Source organism: Kitasatospora sp. NPDC057595, assembly GCF_042800875.1.
GTDB lineage: Bacteria > Actinomycetota > Actinomycetes > Streptomycetales > Streptomycetaceae > Kitasatospora.
This window is the reverse complement of the sequence record NZ_JBHVGL010000014.1, coordinates 48,004-63,061: the sequence shown is the minus strand read 5'-3', so window position 1 is coordinate 63,061 and position 15,058 is coordinate 48,004. Positions and strand designations below refer to the sequence as shown.

Here is a 15,058-nt window from a genome sequence, read left to right as displayed (position 1 = left end):
GGACAGAGGGTGACGGGTCGGCCGACCATGAGTCCAACAAGTGACAGTGCTGCTCGGATGAGGAAGTCTCATGGCCTCGGAGGTGAACCTCGCCCAGCTCAGGGCGCTGGTCGCGGTGGCGGACGCGGGCGGCTTCGGGGCGGCGGCGGCCGAGCTGGGCGTGAGCCAGTCGGCGGTCTCGCACGCGGTGGCGGCCCTGGAGCGGACGCTCGGCGCGCCCGTCCTGCACCGGGGCGCACCGGCCCGGCCGACCCCGCTGGGCGAACGGATCATGCCGCACGCCCGGACGGCGGTCGCCTCCGCCACCGCCGTGCGGACGATCGCCGCCCACCACTCGGGCGGGCTGACCGGGACCGTCCGGCTGGCCGCGCCGACCACCGTCTGCCAGGGGCTGCTGCCCGGACTGCTGAGCGACTGGCGGATCGAGCACCCCCGGCTGACGGTGCGGGTGTTCGAGGGCGAGGACGACGAACTCGGCGTCTGGCTGGAGGCCGGCACGGTGGACGCGGCGGTCCTGGTGGACGCGGACCCGGTGCCGCCGGGGGCCGTCGCGCTCGGCGCGGACTCGATGCACGCGCTGCTCCGCCGCGACCATCCGCTCGCGGGCGAGCCGACCGTCGACGTGGCCGACCTGGAGGACGACGACTTCCTGCTCTCGGAGGGCGGCTGCGAGCGGCACATCCGGGACGCCTACCGCCGGGCGGGCGTCCGGTTCACGCCCCGGCACCGGATCCGGGACCTCAACACGCTGATCGGCATGGTGCACGCGGGGGTGGGGGTGTCGGTGATGCCGGCGCTGGCCCAGCCGATGCTGCCGGCGGACTGCGTGCTCGTCCCGATCCGCCCGGCCGCGCACCGGACGCTGACCCTCACCGGCCCGGCCGGCCGACCGTGGTCGCCGACGGTGGCGGGCCTCCTGGCGGCGGTGCACGGCACCCACCGGGCGCCCACCCCGCGCTGAGCGTCGGCCCGGAGCGGGAAGCGCAACCCCGCGTTCCAGCAGAGCAGGCGGGAGTTCGCCGCTGGGCCGGCCACGGCAGTCAGCCGATGTGCGGACCCGCCGGCAGTACGACTCCGTCGGCCGCAGGATCGAACCCCGGAACTGGGTGGAGCGGGTCAGACTCCGGGCTCGACGTCACCGGCTTTCCGAGCCGGACGCCGCCCCGCAGCAGTAGATCCGGCATCCCGCCATGCTGCCCGGCCACCCGCCCGAACGCAGCCCGGCTTCCTCGACGAACCCCGGACGGGTACCGCCGATTGATCCGCCGGGCCCCGGCACCGCCGACACCGCCCCACCTGCGGCCCGACCTGCCCGAACGCCGCGCGCACCGCTCCCGTAGATTCGGATCCGACTGACGGAACGTCCGATCGACGGGGGCTCGGGGTGGAGTGGCGGCGGAGCGGGGTGGGATCCACGCGGTCCGGCCCGTGTCGGCGGTCCGCCGGTTACCATCGCCCCTATGCCCGCGCCGACGCCGCACCGCCCCGAGCCACCCGAGCATCCGCTCGGCGCGGCTCGACGGGCGTCGCTGAGCCGTGGTAAGCGCGAGAATCGGCCAGCGGCCAGCGGCCAGCGGCCAGCGGCCAGCGGCCAGCGGCCAGCGGCCAGCAGCGGGCCCGCGGCCCCGGGTCTCCGGCCCGGGAGATCCGATGACGCCGCCCGGTGCCCCGTTCGGCGTGCTCTTCGCCGTCCGCTCGGCGGCCGCGCTGCACCGGCTGCTCGACCTGCTGCCCGTCTTCGACGGCGACTCCCGGGTCCGGTGCCGCTTCACCCTCGTCCCCGGTTCCGCCTTCGACGTCGACGCGCTGGCCGCCGTCGCCTCGTCGGGTGCGCGCTGCCTGTCCTGGCCGGAGGCGCTGGCCTGCCGCCACGACCTGATCCTCACGGCCAGTCCGAAGGGTGAGCTGGCCGCGCTGCGCGGCCCCAAGGTCCTGCTGCCGCACGGTGCCGGGTTCAACAAGGCGCTCTCCGAGGAGGGTTCGCCGCACCTCCCGTCCGGACTGGACCCGGCGTTCCTGCTCACCGCCGACGAGCGCCCGATCGCCGACCTGCACGCCCTCGCCCACCCCGACCAGGTCGCCCGGCTCATCGAGCAGTGCCCGCAGGCCGGGTCGACGGCGCTGGTGGCGGGCGACCCGACGCTCGACCGGATCCTCGCCTCACCGGACCGGCGCGAGGCGTTCCGGGCCGCGCTCGGCACCGGTCCACGCCGGCTGGTCGTGCTCTCCTCCACCTGGGGACCGGAGTCGCTGCTCGCGCGGCATCCTGACCTGCCCGCCCTGCTCGCCACCCGGCTCCCGTACGACGCCTACCAGTTGGCGCTGGTCGTACACCCCAACGAGTACAGCCGGACGGGCTCCTTCGACCTGGCCCGGCGACTGCGGCCCGCGCTGGACGCGGGACTGGTACTGGCCGGCCCGTACGAGGAGTGGGCGGCGCTACTGGTGGCCGGCGACGCCGTGGTCACCGACCACGGCTCGACCGCCCTCTACGCGGCCGCGCTCGACCGGCCCGTGGTGGCGGTCTGCGACGGCGGCGCGGAGCTGGTCCCGGGCAGCCCGATGGCCCGCCTGCTCGCCGCCGCACCCCGGTTGGACCCGTCCGGCGACGACGCGGCGGCCGTGCTCGCCGCGCAACCGGCCGCCGCGGGCACCCGCCGCTTCGCCGAGGCCGCGTTCGCCCTCCCGGGGGAAGCGCTGACGACGCTCGGCCCGGAGCTGTACAAACTGCTCGGCCTCGTCCCGCCGCCCCGGCCCGCACACCCGCGCCCGCTCGCCGTCCCGCCGGCCGCGCCCCGCACTCCGGCCGCCTTCGCCGTCCAGGCCACCCGGTCGGACCGGGCGGACCGGGCGGACCGGGCGGACCGGGCGGACCGGGCGGACCGGGCCGACGGCGTCGTCATCGACGTCGACCGGCTCCCGCCGTGGACGGACCTGCCGTACCACCACCTGGCCGCCGAGTACGGCCGCGCCGGGATCCGCGAGACGCAGAGCGCGGCGCTGCTCTACCGCCGGACGACCGGCGCACCACCGCCGGACGCCGCCCGGCACCACGAGTACCGGACCGCCGCCGACTGGACCGCCGAGGCGCTCGCCGACCACCCGGGCTGCCGCACCGCCGCCGTCATCCTCTCCCCCACCCGCTGCCTGGTCCGACGCCGGAACGGCGAACCACTCACTCTCCGGATCGACCCGCACCGGACCACCGGCCGAGTGCGGTACACCGACCCCGCCGCCGCCCTCTCCGCCGCCCACACCTTCCTCGGCGGCCAACACCCCCCGACCACACCCCTGACCTGCCGCATCAACGGAACCCCCTACCACCTCCACCTCACCCCAGCCACCAGCGCCGACCTCCAGCACCTCCTCTGACACCCCCACCCAAAAGTCGACCCCATCGACTTCCCACTCCACCCCCTGCACCCCGCCACCATCGACCTGAATCTACGCGCATAGATGGATCGCGGCTCGCACGCGAGACCCAAAAGTCGAACCTGCCGACTTTCCACCCCACCGACCCGCCGGCGCACCCCATGCCCCGCACCCCGCTCGGGCCCGGCATTCAACTCCACCGCCCCCACTTCGCCACCCATCTACGCGCATAGATCGGCCCCGGCGAAATCACATGCGGCACTCAAAAGTCGGGCCCGCCGACTTTCCACTCCACCCCCCAGCCGCCACACACAGGCCGGCCCACTCCCCACCACCGCAGCCGCTCCACCCGCACAGGCGGACGGCGAGGGCCCGCGGGCGGGAAGTCGGAAGGCGGGCCCAGGCACCGGCACAGGGGCACCGAACCGCCGCACGTCGGTCCAATGAGCCGCGGGCGAGACCCAAAAGTCGGGCCCGCCGACTTTCCACTCCACCCCCCAGCCGCACACAGGCCGGCCCACCTCCCCACCACCGCGGCCGCTCCACCCGCACAGGCGGACGGCGAGGGCCCGCGGGCGGGAAGTCGGAAGTCGGGTCCGCCGACTTCCTGGGATCCGCGGTCCGGGGTGTCGTCAGGTGAGTGGTGCGGCGGTGCTTCCGTCGGGGCCGCGCAGGGTGGCGGCGGCGGTGCGGTAGGTGGCTGCGGCTTCGGCGTCGCCGGTCTCCTCGCTGAGCGCGGACAGGGCCTCCAGCACCCGCAGTTCGTCGCCCGGGGAGCGCCGTTCGCGGGCCGCCGCCAGGGCCGCGCGGTACAGGCTCGCGGCCTGCTCCCGGCGGCCGGCCGCGCGGAGGGCGCTGCCCAGCTCGAAGCCGGTCCGGGCGGCCATCCGTTCCCGGCCGAGTGCGGTCGCCTCCGCGTGCGCCTCGGTCAACAGCTCGACCGCTCGCGGCAGTTCGCCCATCGCGACGGCGGCGCGGCCGAGCAGGTAGGTCTGCAGCATGACACCGTAGGCGTTGCCGATGGCCCGGTGTTCCTCGCGGGCGGCCTCGAAGTCCGGGACGGCCGCGGCCCAGTCGCCGCGCACGGAGGCGAGCTTGCCGCGGAACTCGACGGCGGAGGCCCGGAGTTTGCGCTCCTCGGGCGAGTCGCCGAGCAGCCGGGCCCCGTTGACGGCCAGCCGCAGTTCGTCGGCGGCCTGCTCGTAGCGGTGCTGCTCCCAGAGCGGGCGGGCGAGTTGGCAGCGCATGCGGACGGTGGCGGCGAGCCGTTCGGAGCGGACGGCGGCGGCGACACCGTGCCCGAAGGCCTCGATGGCGTCGGCGTAGTGGCGGTGGTCGAGGAAGTGCGTCCAGAGGGCTTCGCAGAGCGCCACCGCCTCCTCGTCGAGCCCGTCCTCCGCCGCGAGCCGGACGCAGCCGTAGAGGGCGAGCCGTTCGGCCTCCAGCCAGTGCAGCGCGGTGGCGGCGTCGGGGAAGGGGAGGTCCGGCACCTCGGCGGGAGCGGGCACCTCGGCGGCGGGGGCGGAGACGGTCAGCCGGGGGCCGGCCGCGACCAGGTCGGCCCGCCCGGCCTGCCGCCGGTACCAGCGGACCAGCCGGCGCCGCGCGTCAACGGCGTCCGAGGAAGCCGAAGCGGCCCGCGCCCGGCGCAGCGCGTGGCCGCGCAGCAGGGCGTGCATGCCGAGGCCGTCGGGCCGCCGCTCCAGCAGCCCGGCCGTGTCGAGTTCGTCGAGCGCGTCGACGGCCCCGTCGAGGTCGGTGCCGAGCAGCGCGGCGGCCGCGTGATCGTCGACGACGGGGGCGGGGTGGTGCGGCAGCAGCCGGTAGAGCCGCGCCGCGACGGGGCCGAGGCTCGCGTACGCCGCGTCCCAGACGGCCTCCACCACGGGCAGTCCCTCCCGGTCGAGTTCGGTGGTCAGGTCCTCGACGAGCCGGCGCAGTTCGCGGCGCCGGTGGCGGCGGATCCAGCGGCCGGCGACGTAGAGCGCGGCGGGCAGGCCGGCGCAGCGGCGGGCGAGTTCGGCGGCGGCCTCGGGGTCGGCGGCGAGCCGGGGGTCGGCGACGATCCGGCGCAGCAGGTTGGCGGCGTCCTCGGGGCCGAGCGGGCCGAGCGGCAGGTCGAGGAGGCGGACGCCGTCGAGGTCGTACAGCGGCCCCGGGCCGGCCACGATGACGACGCTCGCGGCGGAGGCGGGCAGCAGCGGGCGCAGTTCGGCACCGCTGCGGGCGTTGTCGACGACCACAACCAGCCGCCGCCCCTGGGTGGCGGTCCAGTACTGGCGGGCGCGGCCGCGGAGTTCCTGGTCGGGCCGGGCCTGCGGGTCGAGCGAGCGCAGCAGGTCGCCGAGCGCGTCGGCGGTCTCCACGGCGCCGTCGCGGCGCAGGTCGTCGAGGTCGACGTGGAGGGCGCCGTCCGGGCAGTGGTCGAGCAGCGCGCGGGCGAGTTCGAAACCCAGCGCGGTCTTGCCGATCCCGCCCATCCCGCTGAGCGCGACGACCAGCGGCCCGCCACCGTCGCCCGGTCCCTCGGCGACGGCGGCCAGCACCCTGGCGCGTTCGTCGGCGCGGTCCTCGAAGTGCGCGAGCGCCGGCGGCAGCTGGCACGGCACGGCGGCCACCGGCACGGCCGCCTCGTGCACGTGCAGTTCCCCGACGGAGCCCGCCTGCACGATGGCGCCGGCCCGCACCGGCCCTTCCACCCTGTTCCACGTCTCTTCGGCCACCCGTCAACTCTAGGGCCTCTCTTCCGGATCGCGTCGGACAAGCGGGCGTCGTCGGAGTGCGTGCGTCGGCGGTGCGAAAGGTGGCGACACCTCCCGGCCGGAGACTGGGGCGTGTCCCAGCCGGAAGCTGGGGCGTGCGCGCTCCGGCGGCGACCGCCCGGCGGGATCCGGATTCTCACCCGGAGCAGCGGTCCGGGTGGTTGACGGCCCCTCAGGACAGGTCTATACCAGTGAGGACCTTGCGGCGGCCCGACCCCGACGCGGGGTCCCGTCGGCCCGGCGCGCCGCCCCCACAGTTGGCGCGGGTGGGCCGTACTCCGCCGTTTCCTGGAGAGGTCGATCCCGATGGAACGCGCACTTCCCCCACGGACACCGTCACCTCAGCAGCCACGTCCCTCCCACCGGGCCCCCCGACAGCGGGCCGCCGCCGCGGTGGCCGGGGTGCTCGGTCTGGTGGCCGGCGGCCTGGTGGCCGTCGCCGCCGCGCACGCGGCGCCCACCGCGGCCGCCGGCGCGACCGCCACCGGCGCCCTCGCCGGCGGCATCGGCAGCAACTGGTACGCCTCCGCGCCGTACCTGATGCCCGAGGACAACAGCCCGCCGGACGTCGCCACGGTGATGGACGCCACCGGCCAGAAGGCCTTCCAGCTCGCCTTCATCCTGGCCAAGGGCGGCTGCGTCCCGGCCTGGGGCGGGACGTCGCCGATCGACACCGACACCACCATGCCGAACGTCATCCAGACCGTGCGCGCCAAGGGCGGCGACGTCTCGGTCTCCATCGGCGGCTACAACGGCACCAAGCTGGGCCAGACCTGCGGCACGCCGGAGGCGACCGCGGCCGCGTACCAGAAGGTCGTCGACACGTACCAGTTGAAGGCGCTCGACTTCGACCTGGAGGAGCCGGAGTACGAGAACACGGCCGCGATCCACAACGAGATCGGCGCGGCCCGCATCCTCCAGCGCTCCAACCCGGGGCTGTACATCTCGGTCACCACAGCCGGGACCGCCGCCGGCACCGGCTGGTTCGGCCAGCAGATGCTCAACGAGGCGAAGGCGCAGGGCTTCACGCCCGACAACTTCTCGATCATGCCGTTCGACGGCGGCTTCAACGGCGCGGCGGCCCAGACCTCCGCCCTGGTGAACTTCAACCAGATCCTGCGCACCACGTTCGGCTGGTCGGAGGCGGACGCCTACGCCCACGAGGGCGTGTCGCAGATGAACGGCCGCACCGACGCCGCCGAGTACTTCCGGCAGGCGGACTTCCAGACGGTGCTGGACTTCGCGCTGGCGCACAGGATGGCCCGCTACACCTACTGGTCGGTCAACCGTGACCGGCAGTGCCCGGGCACCGTCGACCCGGGGCTGTCCGGCTCCTGCTCCAGCGTGGTGCAGAACGACTGGGACTTCACCAAGTTCACGGTGCGGTTCGCGGGGGCCACGCCGCCCACCGACCCCACCGTCTCGCCGACGTCCCCGTCCGCCTCGCCGACGTACACCATGCCGGGGGTCTGCAAGGACCCGGAGTGGCAGCGCGACACGGTGTACACCGCCGGCGCCAAGGTCTCGTACCAGGGCCACGCGTACCAGGCCAAGTGGTGGACGCTGAACGAGGAGCCGACCGCCGGCGGCGAGTGGGGCGTCTGGACGAGGGGGGAGGTCTGCGCACCGCGCAACCCCCTGAGCCCCCGGAATCCATCGAGCCCCTGACACCCGCCGGGCCCCTGCCGTGCCGCCGCTCCGGGCGGGCACACGGCAGGGGCCCCGGCCGTCAGTCCGCGAGGCGCTCGCGCAGGTCGGTGAGGATCTCCGCCGCCTCCTCCAGCCCGTGCGCCCGGCACCGCTCGGCGGCGGTGGTCAGCCGCTGACGGGCCGCCGCGACGCGGCCGAGGTCGGTGCCCTCGATCAACGCGGCCAGCCGGACGGCCTCGGCGCGCGGTGTCTCGGCCTGCTCGCCGCCCTCCTCGTAGGCGGCGATCGCCCGCTCGGCCTCGGCCAGCGCCTCCTCGTAGCGGCCGGCCACCGCGTGGACCCGGGTCCGCTCGTAGTGGACGGCGGCGCGCGGGTACCAGGTCTCGGCCCCGGGCTCCTCACGCTCCAGTCGCTCGCGCACGGCGTCCGCCTCGGCCAGCCGGGCGAGCGCCGACTCCACGCCGTCCGGGCCCTCCTTCTGCGCGGTGAGCCGGGCGAACTGCCGCAGCATCGCGGAGACCGGGCCGGGCTGCGGCCACTGCTCGTGCGCGGCGAGCGCCCGGGTGCGGGCGGCGTGCGCGGCCTCCCAGCGGTCGGCGTGCACCAGCGCGACGGCCGCCTCCGAGGCGACCATGGTGCGCAGGTGGAGGTCCTCGGTCCAGCCCTCCAGGATCGCGGCCAGCCGCAGGAACTCCTCGGCAGCGTCACGGTCCTCGTCCAGCGCGAACAGGCCGCGCGCCAGGTCCAGCCGGGCCTGGGCGAGCACCCGCTCGTCCAGGCCGGCGGTGGCCCCGTCGGCCAGGACGGACTCCAGGACGGCCACCGCGTCGGCGGTCCGGTCGGCGCCGGTCAGCAGGTCGGCGAGCTGCAGCCTGGTCCGGGCGGCGTCCTCGGCGGCCCCCGGTCCCTTGCGGTCGAAGCGGGAGGCGGCCTCGGAGAGCGACCGGATCGCGGCGCCGGTGTCCCCGAGGTGGGCGCTGGCGTGCCCGGCCATCACATAGGTGGCGGCGAACGGGTACGAGTCGTCGGCCCAGCGGGCGGCCGCCGCCAGGGCGCGGTGCAGCACCTCGACGGCCTCGGCCTGCTCGCCGCTCTGCAGCAGTGCCTGACCCAGCAGGCCGTACGCCCGAGGGGTGTGCCAGGGCTGCCCGCCCCGCTCCAACTCGGCGATGGTGTAGCGCAGTTCCTCCACCGCCTCATCGGTCCGGCCCTGTCGGGCGGCGGCGTCGGCGGCGTACTGGCGGGCCACCGCCAGCCGGCGCACGGAGCCACGGGCTGCGGCCGCGTCGCGGTAGGCGGTGACGGCGGCCTCGAAGCGCGCGGCCTGCTCGGCGGGCGGCTGGTCCGGCCGCCCGGGCAGCGCCCGGACCAGCTCCTGGTGGGCGGCGTAGGCGCGGCACTGGAGGACGACCAGGTAGTCGTCGTCGGTGATGCCCGGCGCCCCGTCGGCGGCCGGCGCGGCGGCCAGTTCCCCGGCGCTGACGAGCGCGGCGTCCAGGGCCGCCCAGTCGATGACCGGCGCGGACGGCGCGACCGCGACCGCCCCACCGGCGCCGTCGGCCTCCGTACCCTCCCCGTCCTCCCCGTCCTCCGGGTCCTCCCGGATGAGTTCGGCGACCAGCGCCCTGGTCCGGGCCGCCAGCGCCCGGCCGAGCAGCCCCTCCCGCCGGAACAGCCCACCCGCGGCCAGCAGCTGCGCGGCGCCCTCCTCCCAGTCGCCGCGGTCGAGCGCGTCGTGCGCCCGCCGCTCGGTGAGCTCGGCACGCAGTTGCCCGAGCGTCCCGGCCTCCGCGCCGAGCAGCCCTTCGACGGCGCCGTCCTCGACGGCGTCCTCCTCGGCGGCCGTGAACCGCTCGGCGATCCGCTTCCAGAGCCGGTCCGCGTCCGGGTGGCCGACCAGCTGCAGTTCGCGGGCGCGCAGCACCAGCGCGGTGAAGTCCTCCGGCTCCGGCTCGGTCTCCCGGGCCGGGACCGCCGGGACGACCGGCACGGCCGCCAGCTCCGGCGCGGCCGCCGCCCGCACGCCGAGGGCGAGCGGCTCGGCGAGCAGCGGCCGGCGGGCGAGCCGGTCGCGGCGCCGGCCGCTGACCGCCGCCGTGCCGTTGCGGGCGTCGAAACGGGCGGCGAGCGCGTCCGCCTCGGTGCGCAGGTGGGCGAGCAGGGTGTCGACGGTCCAGCTCGCGCCGGGCGGGCCGCTGACGGTCAGCTCGCCGTGCCCGGCCCGGGCGAGGCCGGCGATCAGCACCTCGACGCCGGTGAGGAAGTCCAGCCGGCTGACCGGGTCGCCGGTCATGCCGAACAGGTCGCGGTTCTCGGCGAGCAGCTCCAGGCCGCGCGGCTCGTTGCCGGACAGCGCGCAGAACTCGATGTGCAGGCCGACCGAGCGGGCCAGCCCGCTCTTGCCGCGGGCGAAGCGGTAGCCGACCAGGTGGCTGGAGCGGGCCTCGTCGAGCCGGCCCTGGCGCAGCAGCGGCAGCAGCGCCTGGGCGTGGCTGACGTAGGGCTCCTCGGCGCAGGTCGCCTCGCCGCTGAGCACCGGCCGCCAGACGTCCAGCGCGGTCGCGTCGTCGCCCCGGCGCAGGTGGTGGACGGCGCGGGCGCGGATCTCGCAGGCGTGGCAGTCGCTCAGCTCGGTGCGCGGGCGCCCGGCCCACAGCTCGTAGGCGTCCTGGACGTCCTCGCCGAGGTGCGCGGCGAGGTGGAAGCGCTGGGCGTAGTACGGCTGCAGGCCGTGCCCGGCGGCGCGGTAGCGGCTGCGCATCTCGTCGTGCCAGCGGCGGATCGCGGCGAGCGGCACGTCGGGGGTGCCGAGCAGCGAGGTGGCGACCCACTTGAAGCGCCAGAACACCTGCTGCTGCGACCACTCGCCGAAGCCGTCCGGGTCGGTGTCCCAGAGCTTGAGGACGCGGGCGAAGACGACCGGGGACTTGCTCCGCTCGCCGTCGTACTCGTAGGCCTCCATCAGCTCCAGCAGGGCCATGGAGCGGACCGCGGTGTCGTCGAACTGCTCGGCGGCGTCGACGAGTTCCTCGGCGGTGACGGTCCGCTGCCGCCCGTAGGGGCGGTCGTCGTTCTCGCGCAGCGCGGCCATCACCGCGTCGATGCTGTTCAGCATCACGCCTCCTTCGCGTCGGAGCCGCCGGTGCCGCCAGCGCCGCCGGTGCCGCCACCGCCGCCGGAGCCGCCGGACGCGGCCTCGTGCCCGAGCATCGCGTGGTCGAGCAGGCTGATGAACGAGCGGTTCAGCAGCGCGCTCTCGCTGGAGGTCAGCGGCCGCCGGGTGAGCAGCACGGCCTGCCCGTAGAGCGTCTCGACGGCGGTGACGGCGAGTTCGCGGTCACCGATCGAGGCCGCCCGCCGGACCAGCGGGTTGAGGTGGTTGAGGACGAGCTGGGCGCGGGGCACCTCGGCGCGCAGCGAGCCGAGGATGTCGGCCCACAGTCCGTCGGCCTCGTCGGCGAGCTGGGCGCGGGTGCGCTCGTGCCGGGCCTCCCGGTTGTCGAGCAGCAGGGCGGGCGCGCTGGTCGGGTGGAAGCTGCGCAGGGCGACGTCGCAGTCGAAGCGGCCGACCACCTCGCGCGCGGTGGTCAGGAAGGCCGAGGCGGCGAGTTCGGCGGCCGGGTCGACGGTGTCCAGGTGCGCGGTGACGGTGCTCGGGTCGAGGTCCGCGACGGAGGTGCCGGGGCGGATCTCGGGCAGCCGGTGCACGAGGTCGCGGTCGTAGGTGTAGCCGCCGTTGACGACGCCGAGGCCGGCGGCGCCGGCGATCGGGGCGACCTGGCGGAACTCCTCGACGGTGCGGGTGACCAGCACCACCGGGTGGGTGCGGGCGAACTCGTCCAGGGTGACGTTGCCGTCGGTGGTCTCGAACGGCAGCCAGGGCAGCAGCATCCGCAGCAACTCGTCGTCGTAGCGGGCGAGTTCCTTGACAGCCAGGTGGTGCACCGAGATGAACCGGTGGAGCAGCGCCGGGTCGCTGGCGGACAGGCCGGTGAGCCAGTCGCGGATCCGGGCGCCGAGCGCGTCGCGGACGGCGGCGAGCGTCTCGTCGGCGTACAGGCCCTCCCGGCTGGCGGTGGGCCGCAGGCCGTCGGTGTCGACCACGCAGCGCACGAAGAACGCCCAGTCGGGCAGGAGTTCGTCGGCGTGGTCGGAGAGCAGCATGCCCTTGAGGTGCACCCGGTGGCCGGCCCGGCGCGACGGCGGGACGGCATCGGGCAGCACGTAGGCGACGCCGCGCAGGCCGACCAGCGGGAGGTCCAGCTCGATGGTGTCGAGCGGGGTGAAGTCGAAGGTGGAGCGGCAGTAGGCGGCCAGCGCCTCGCGCCGGGCCAGCGGGGAGCCGTGCTGGGCGGCCCACGGCGGGGTGTGGTTGACCCGGGTGGCGTCGCCGCGGCCGTCGATGACGGTGACCTCGTGGCGCAGCAGGCTGCCGAAGTCCCGGGCGAGGGTCAGCACCCGGTCGGCGCGGGTCCACTCGGCGGCGTCGGCGCGGGGCGCGAGGCGGACGGTGGTGCCGGGCTCGGGCTTGGCGTCGGCGGGCAGGGTGCGGATGGTGTAGCGGCCGTCGGAGCCGCCGCGCCACTCGATGACCGGGGCGTCGGGGGTCGCGGCGGAGCGGGTGACGACGGTGATCTCGTCGGCGACCACGAAGCAGGCGAGCAGGCCGATGCCGAACTGGCCGATGAAGTCGCCGCGGGCGCGGGCGAGTCCGTCGCCGTCGAGGCGGCCGTCGGCGTCCCGCTTGGAGCTGCGGCCGATGGTGGCGAGGAAGGTGTGGACGTCCTGCTCGGTGAGGCCGATGCCGGTGTCGGTGATGCTGAGCTCGCCGTCGGCGCGGACGGTGATGGCGGCGGGCGCGGACGGGTCCAGGGCCTGCCGGGCGGAGATCGCGTCGACCGCGTTCTGCAGGAGTTCGCGCAGGTAGACGCGGGGGCTGGAGTAGAGGTGGTGGGAGAGCAGGTCGACCAGGCCGCGCAGGTCGACCTGGAAGGTGTGCGCGCTCGTCGGGTTCTCGGATGGGGACACCGGTGGCTCTTTCGATCGCAAGGGGCGGGTCGGACTTCGGCGGCCTCGGGGCGGGACGGCCCGGGCCGCCGGGCGGCGCGTTCGGGCGCCGCTCTACAGGATCTGTGCAGGCTCTGTGCAGGCTGGTCGCGCCGGCTCAGCGCGGCACGCAGCGGTCCCGGTGGACCTGGAAGTTGTCGGCCTCGTCGCCGCCCAGGTAGTACCAGGGCCACTCGGTGACGACGTCGTCGAGGGTGGCGAACACCGCGTGGGCGAGCTCGCGCTCGTCGGCCAGCGAGAGCACCATGGCGAAGGCGTTGTGGGTGGCCCGCCAGTCGCGCCGGCGCCGGTAGGCCGGGTGCAGCACGGAGCGCAGCACCGCCTCGCGCAGCGAGGAGCGCACGGCGGGGCCGGTCAGGTAGGCGTGGTCCTCGCCGTCGGCCAGGTCCAGCCAGTGCTCCAGGTGGGCGAGGGCGACCAGTTCGCCGAGCGGGCTGCCCTCGGGGGCACCGAGCATCGCGGCGCGGGCGAAGGCGTGCATCTCCTCGTGGGAGCCGCCCCACTTGGCGCAGAGCTGCTGGAGGCGCTGCTGGTGGGAGGCCTGGTGCTCCGGATCGCGGCGCAGCGCGGCCTCGAAGCGGGTGGTGGCGACGGTACGGCCGAGCGAGGCGCCGCGCGCCGCGATCTGGAGGAAGAACCAGGGGGCGAGCCAGCGGGGCTCGCGCTCGGCCACCTCCAGCAACTGCTCCTCGGCGGTCTCCAGCCGCTCGCCGAACAGCCGCCACTGGTCCTCGGTGACGTGCTTGGCGCGGGCGCCGGTGCGGGCGTCCCAGGCCCAGGCGATCTGCCGGGCACCGGAGAGCAGCAGCACCAGGGTGTCCTCGGGCCGTTCGGCGACGGCCTTGGCGAGCCACTCCTCGGTGCCCTCGACGTCGGAGATCCGGTGCACCAGCCAGGTCAGCTCGCCCTGGTCGGGGACGGCCGCGAGGGCGGGGCCGAGGGCGGCCCAGTCGCCGGCGTCGGCGAGGGCGCGCAGCCGGCGCAGTTCCTCGTCGCCGTGCGAGAGGTCGAGCACGGGAGGCAGCGCGCGCGGCGTCTTCCGCCCGGTCAGGCGGCGGAAAATGGACATGGTGCGGCCCCCCTGAGACCTCGTCGACCGGCACGGTCGTCGGCATCGTTCGTATGGCCTCGCAGTGGCCAATCGGATGATGCACTGCATATCACGTGCCACCGACGTCCCGGTGAGCAGCCCTCTTCCGGGAGCCCCCGCCCGGGCCCCGCCGGAGGGCGGCGGACCCGGCCGGACCGGACGACAGGACCCGGCCCCGCCGTCGTTCGGCCGGGCCGGGTCCTCGCCGTACGGCGACGCGGGGTCAGACCCGGTCGGCGGCGATCAGCAGGTACTGGAAGGAGCCGTCCTTGTAGGAGTTGATGAACGCCTCCTCGATGCCGGTCACCAGGGACGGCACGGTGGCCCGCAGCTCCCAGTACGGGAGGGTGGCGGCGGTCAGGTCGACGACGGCGTTCGGGACGAGACGGTTGTCGGCCATCGCGCGCAGGTACTCGCGGCGGGAGTGGATGTTGCACTCGAAGTGGGCGTTGATCTGCGAGACCCACTTCGACGGCTGGCCGTAGATCGGGTTCCAGCAGCCGGTGATGGTCACGTACCGGCCGCCGACGGACAGGATCCGGGAGTGCTCGGCGAACAGGTCGTGCAGGTCGACGTACATGCTGGACTCGTTGTTCCACGAGGCCCGCACCGTACCGCTGTCGAACGGCATGTCGAGCATGTTGCGGACCTGGGCGTGCACCGAGTCGTCGATGCCGAGCTCCTTGGCCCGCCGGTTGCCGAACTCGGCCTGCTTGGCCGACAGGGTCACGCCCTCGACCTTGCAGCCGAAGCGCTGGTGGGCCATGACCATCGAGCCGCCGCGGCCGCAACCCGCGTCGACCAGGGTGTGCTCGGGGCGGATGTCGCCCAGGCTGTCGAGCAGGACGTCGGTCTGCGCGGACTCCAGCCGGTGCAGTTCGGCGACGAGCTTCTTCTCGCGCTCGCTGTCGTCCGGGTCGCCCAGCGCCGACTGGTCGACCTCGCCGATGCCGTAGTGGTGGTGGTAAAGGCCGTCCACGTCGCCGAGACGCAGGTTCACCGGCCGGGCCTCATGGTCCCAGTAACGGGCGATGTCGCCCTGGTAGGGAGTGGCCGGCCCGGGGACGGCAGTGCGGGTGACGGGGGTGGTGTCGGTGACGGACACGGTTCAGCTCCT

Annotated in this window: 8 protein-coding genes; 3 read left to right on the top strand and 5 right to left on the bottom strand. The window is 75.3% G+C overall.

Annotated elements, in window-relative coordinates; translation table 11 throughout:
- The first annotated feature begins 70 nt into the window (after positions 1 to 70).
- Entirely contained in the window at positions 71 to 961 is an 891-nt protein-coding gene (locus ACFU9E_RS21490) for a LysR substrate-binding domain-containing protein (RefSeq protein ID WP_380682077.1), read from the top strand.
- Between the two features lie 689 nt (positions 962 to 1,650).
- Positions 1,651 to 3,372, top strand: coding sequence for a translation initiation factor 2 (locus ACFU9E_RS21485; RefSeq protein ID WP_380682078.1), 1,722 nt, complete (start codon positions 1,651 to 1,653; stop codon positions 3,370 to 3,372).
- A 632-nt stretch (positions 3,373 to 4,004) separates the two neighbouring features.
- Here the strand turns inward: ACFU9E_RS21485 and ACFU9E_RS21480 are convergent.
- Positions 4,005 to 6,095 (bottom strand): hypothetical protein, encoded by a 2,091-nt coding sequence (locus ACFU9E_RS21480; RefSeq protein WP_380682079.1) that lies wholly within the window; start codon positions 6,093 to 6,095, stop codon positions 4,005 to 4,007.
- A 441-nt stretch (positions 6,096 to 6,536) separates the two neighbouring features.
- Here ACFU9E_RS21480 and ACFU9E_RS21475 point away from each other — a divergent pair, with 441 nt between their 5' ends.
- Positions 6,537 to 7,802: a chitinase gene (locus ACFU9E_RS21475; protein WP_380682080.1), complete on the top strand. Its 1,266-nt coding sequence runs from the start codon at positions 6,537 to 6,539 to the stop codon at positions 7,800 to 7,802.
- A gap of 61 nt (positions 7,803 to 7,863) precedes the next feature.
- Here the strand turns inward: ACFU9E_RS21475 and ACFU9E_RS21470 are convergent, their stop codons facing one another.
- From ACFU9E_RS21470 to ACFU9E_RS21455, 4 genes are all read right to left on the bottom strand, one after another.
- Positions 7,864 to 10,899, bottom strand: a complete 3,036-nt coding sequence (locus tag ACFU9E_RS21470) for a hypothetical protein (protein WP_380715246.1) — start codon at positions 10,897 to 10,899, stop codon at positions 7,864 to 7,866.
- The gene (locus ACFU9E_RS21465; RefSeq protein WP_380687544.1) at positions 10,899 to 12,812 is read right to left on the bottom strand and encodes an HSP90 family protein; all 1,914 of its coding nucleotides are present in this window, start codon (positions 12,810 to 12,812) and stop codon (positions 10,899 to 10,901) included. Before ACFU9E_RS21465 ends, ACFU9E_RS21470 begins: the two co-directional genes overlap by 1 nt.
- A gap of 136 nt (positions 12,813 to 12,948) precedes the next feature.
- Positions 12,949 to 13,920, bottom strand: coding sequence for a hypothetical protein (locus ACFU9E_RS21460; protein WP_380687546.1), 972 nt, complete (start codon positions 13,918 to 13,920; stop codon positions 12,949 to 12,951).
- Positions 13,921 to 14,164: 244 nt separating this feature from the next.
- Positions 14,165 to 15,046: a geranyl diphosphate 2-C-methyltransferase gene (locus ACFU9E_RS21455; RefSeq protein WP_380687548.1), complete on the bottom strand. Its 882-nt coding sequence runs from the start codon at positions 15,044 to 15,046 to the stop codon at positions 14,165 to 14,167.
- Positions 15,047 to 15,058 lie beyond the last annotated feature (12 nt).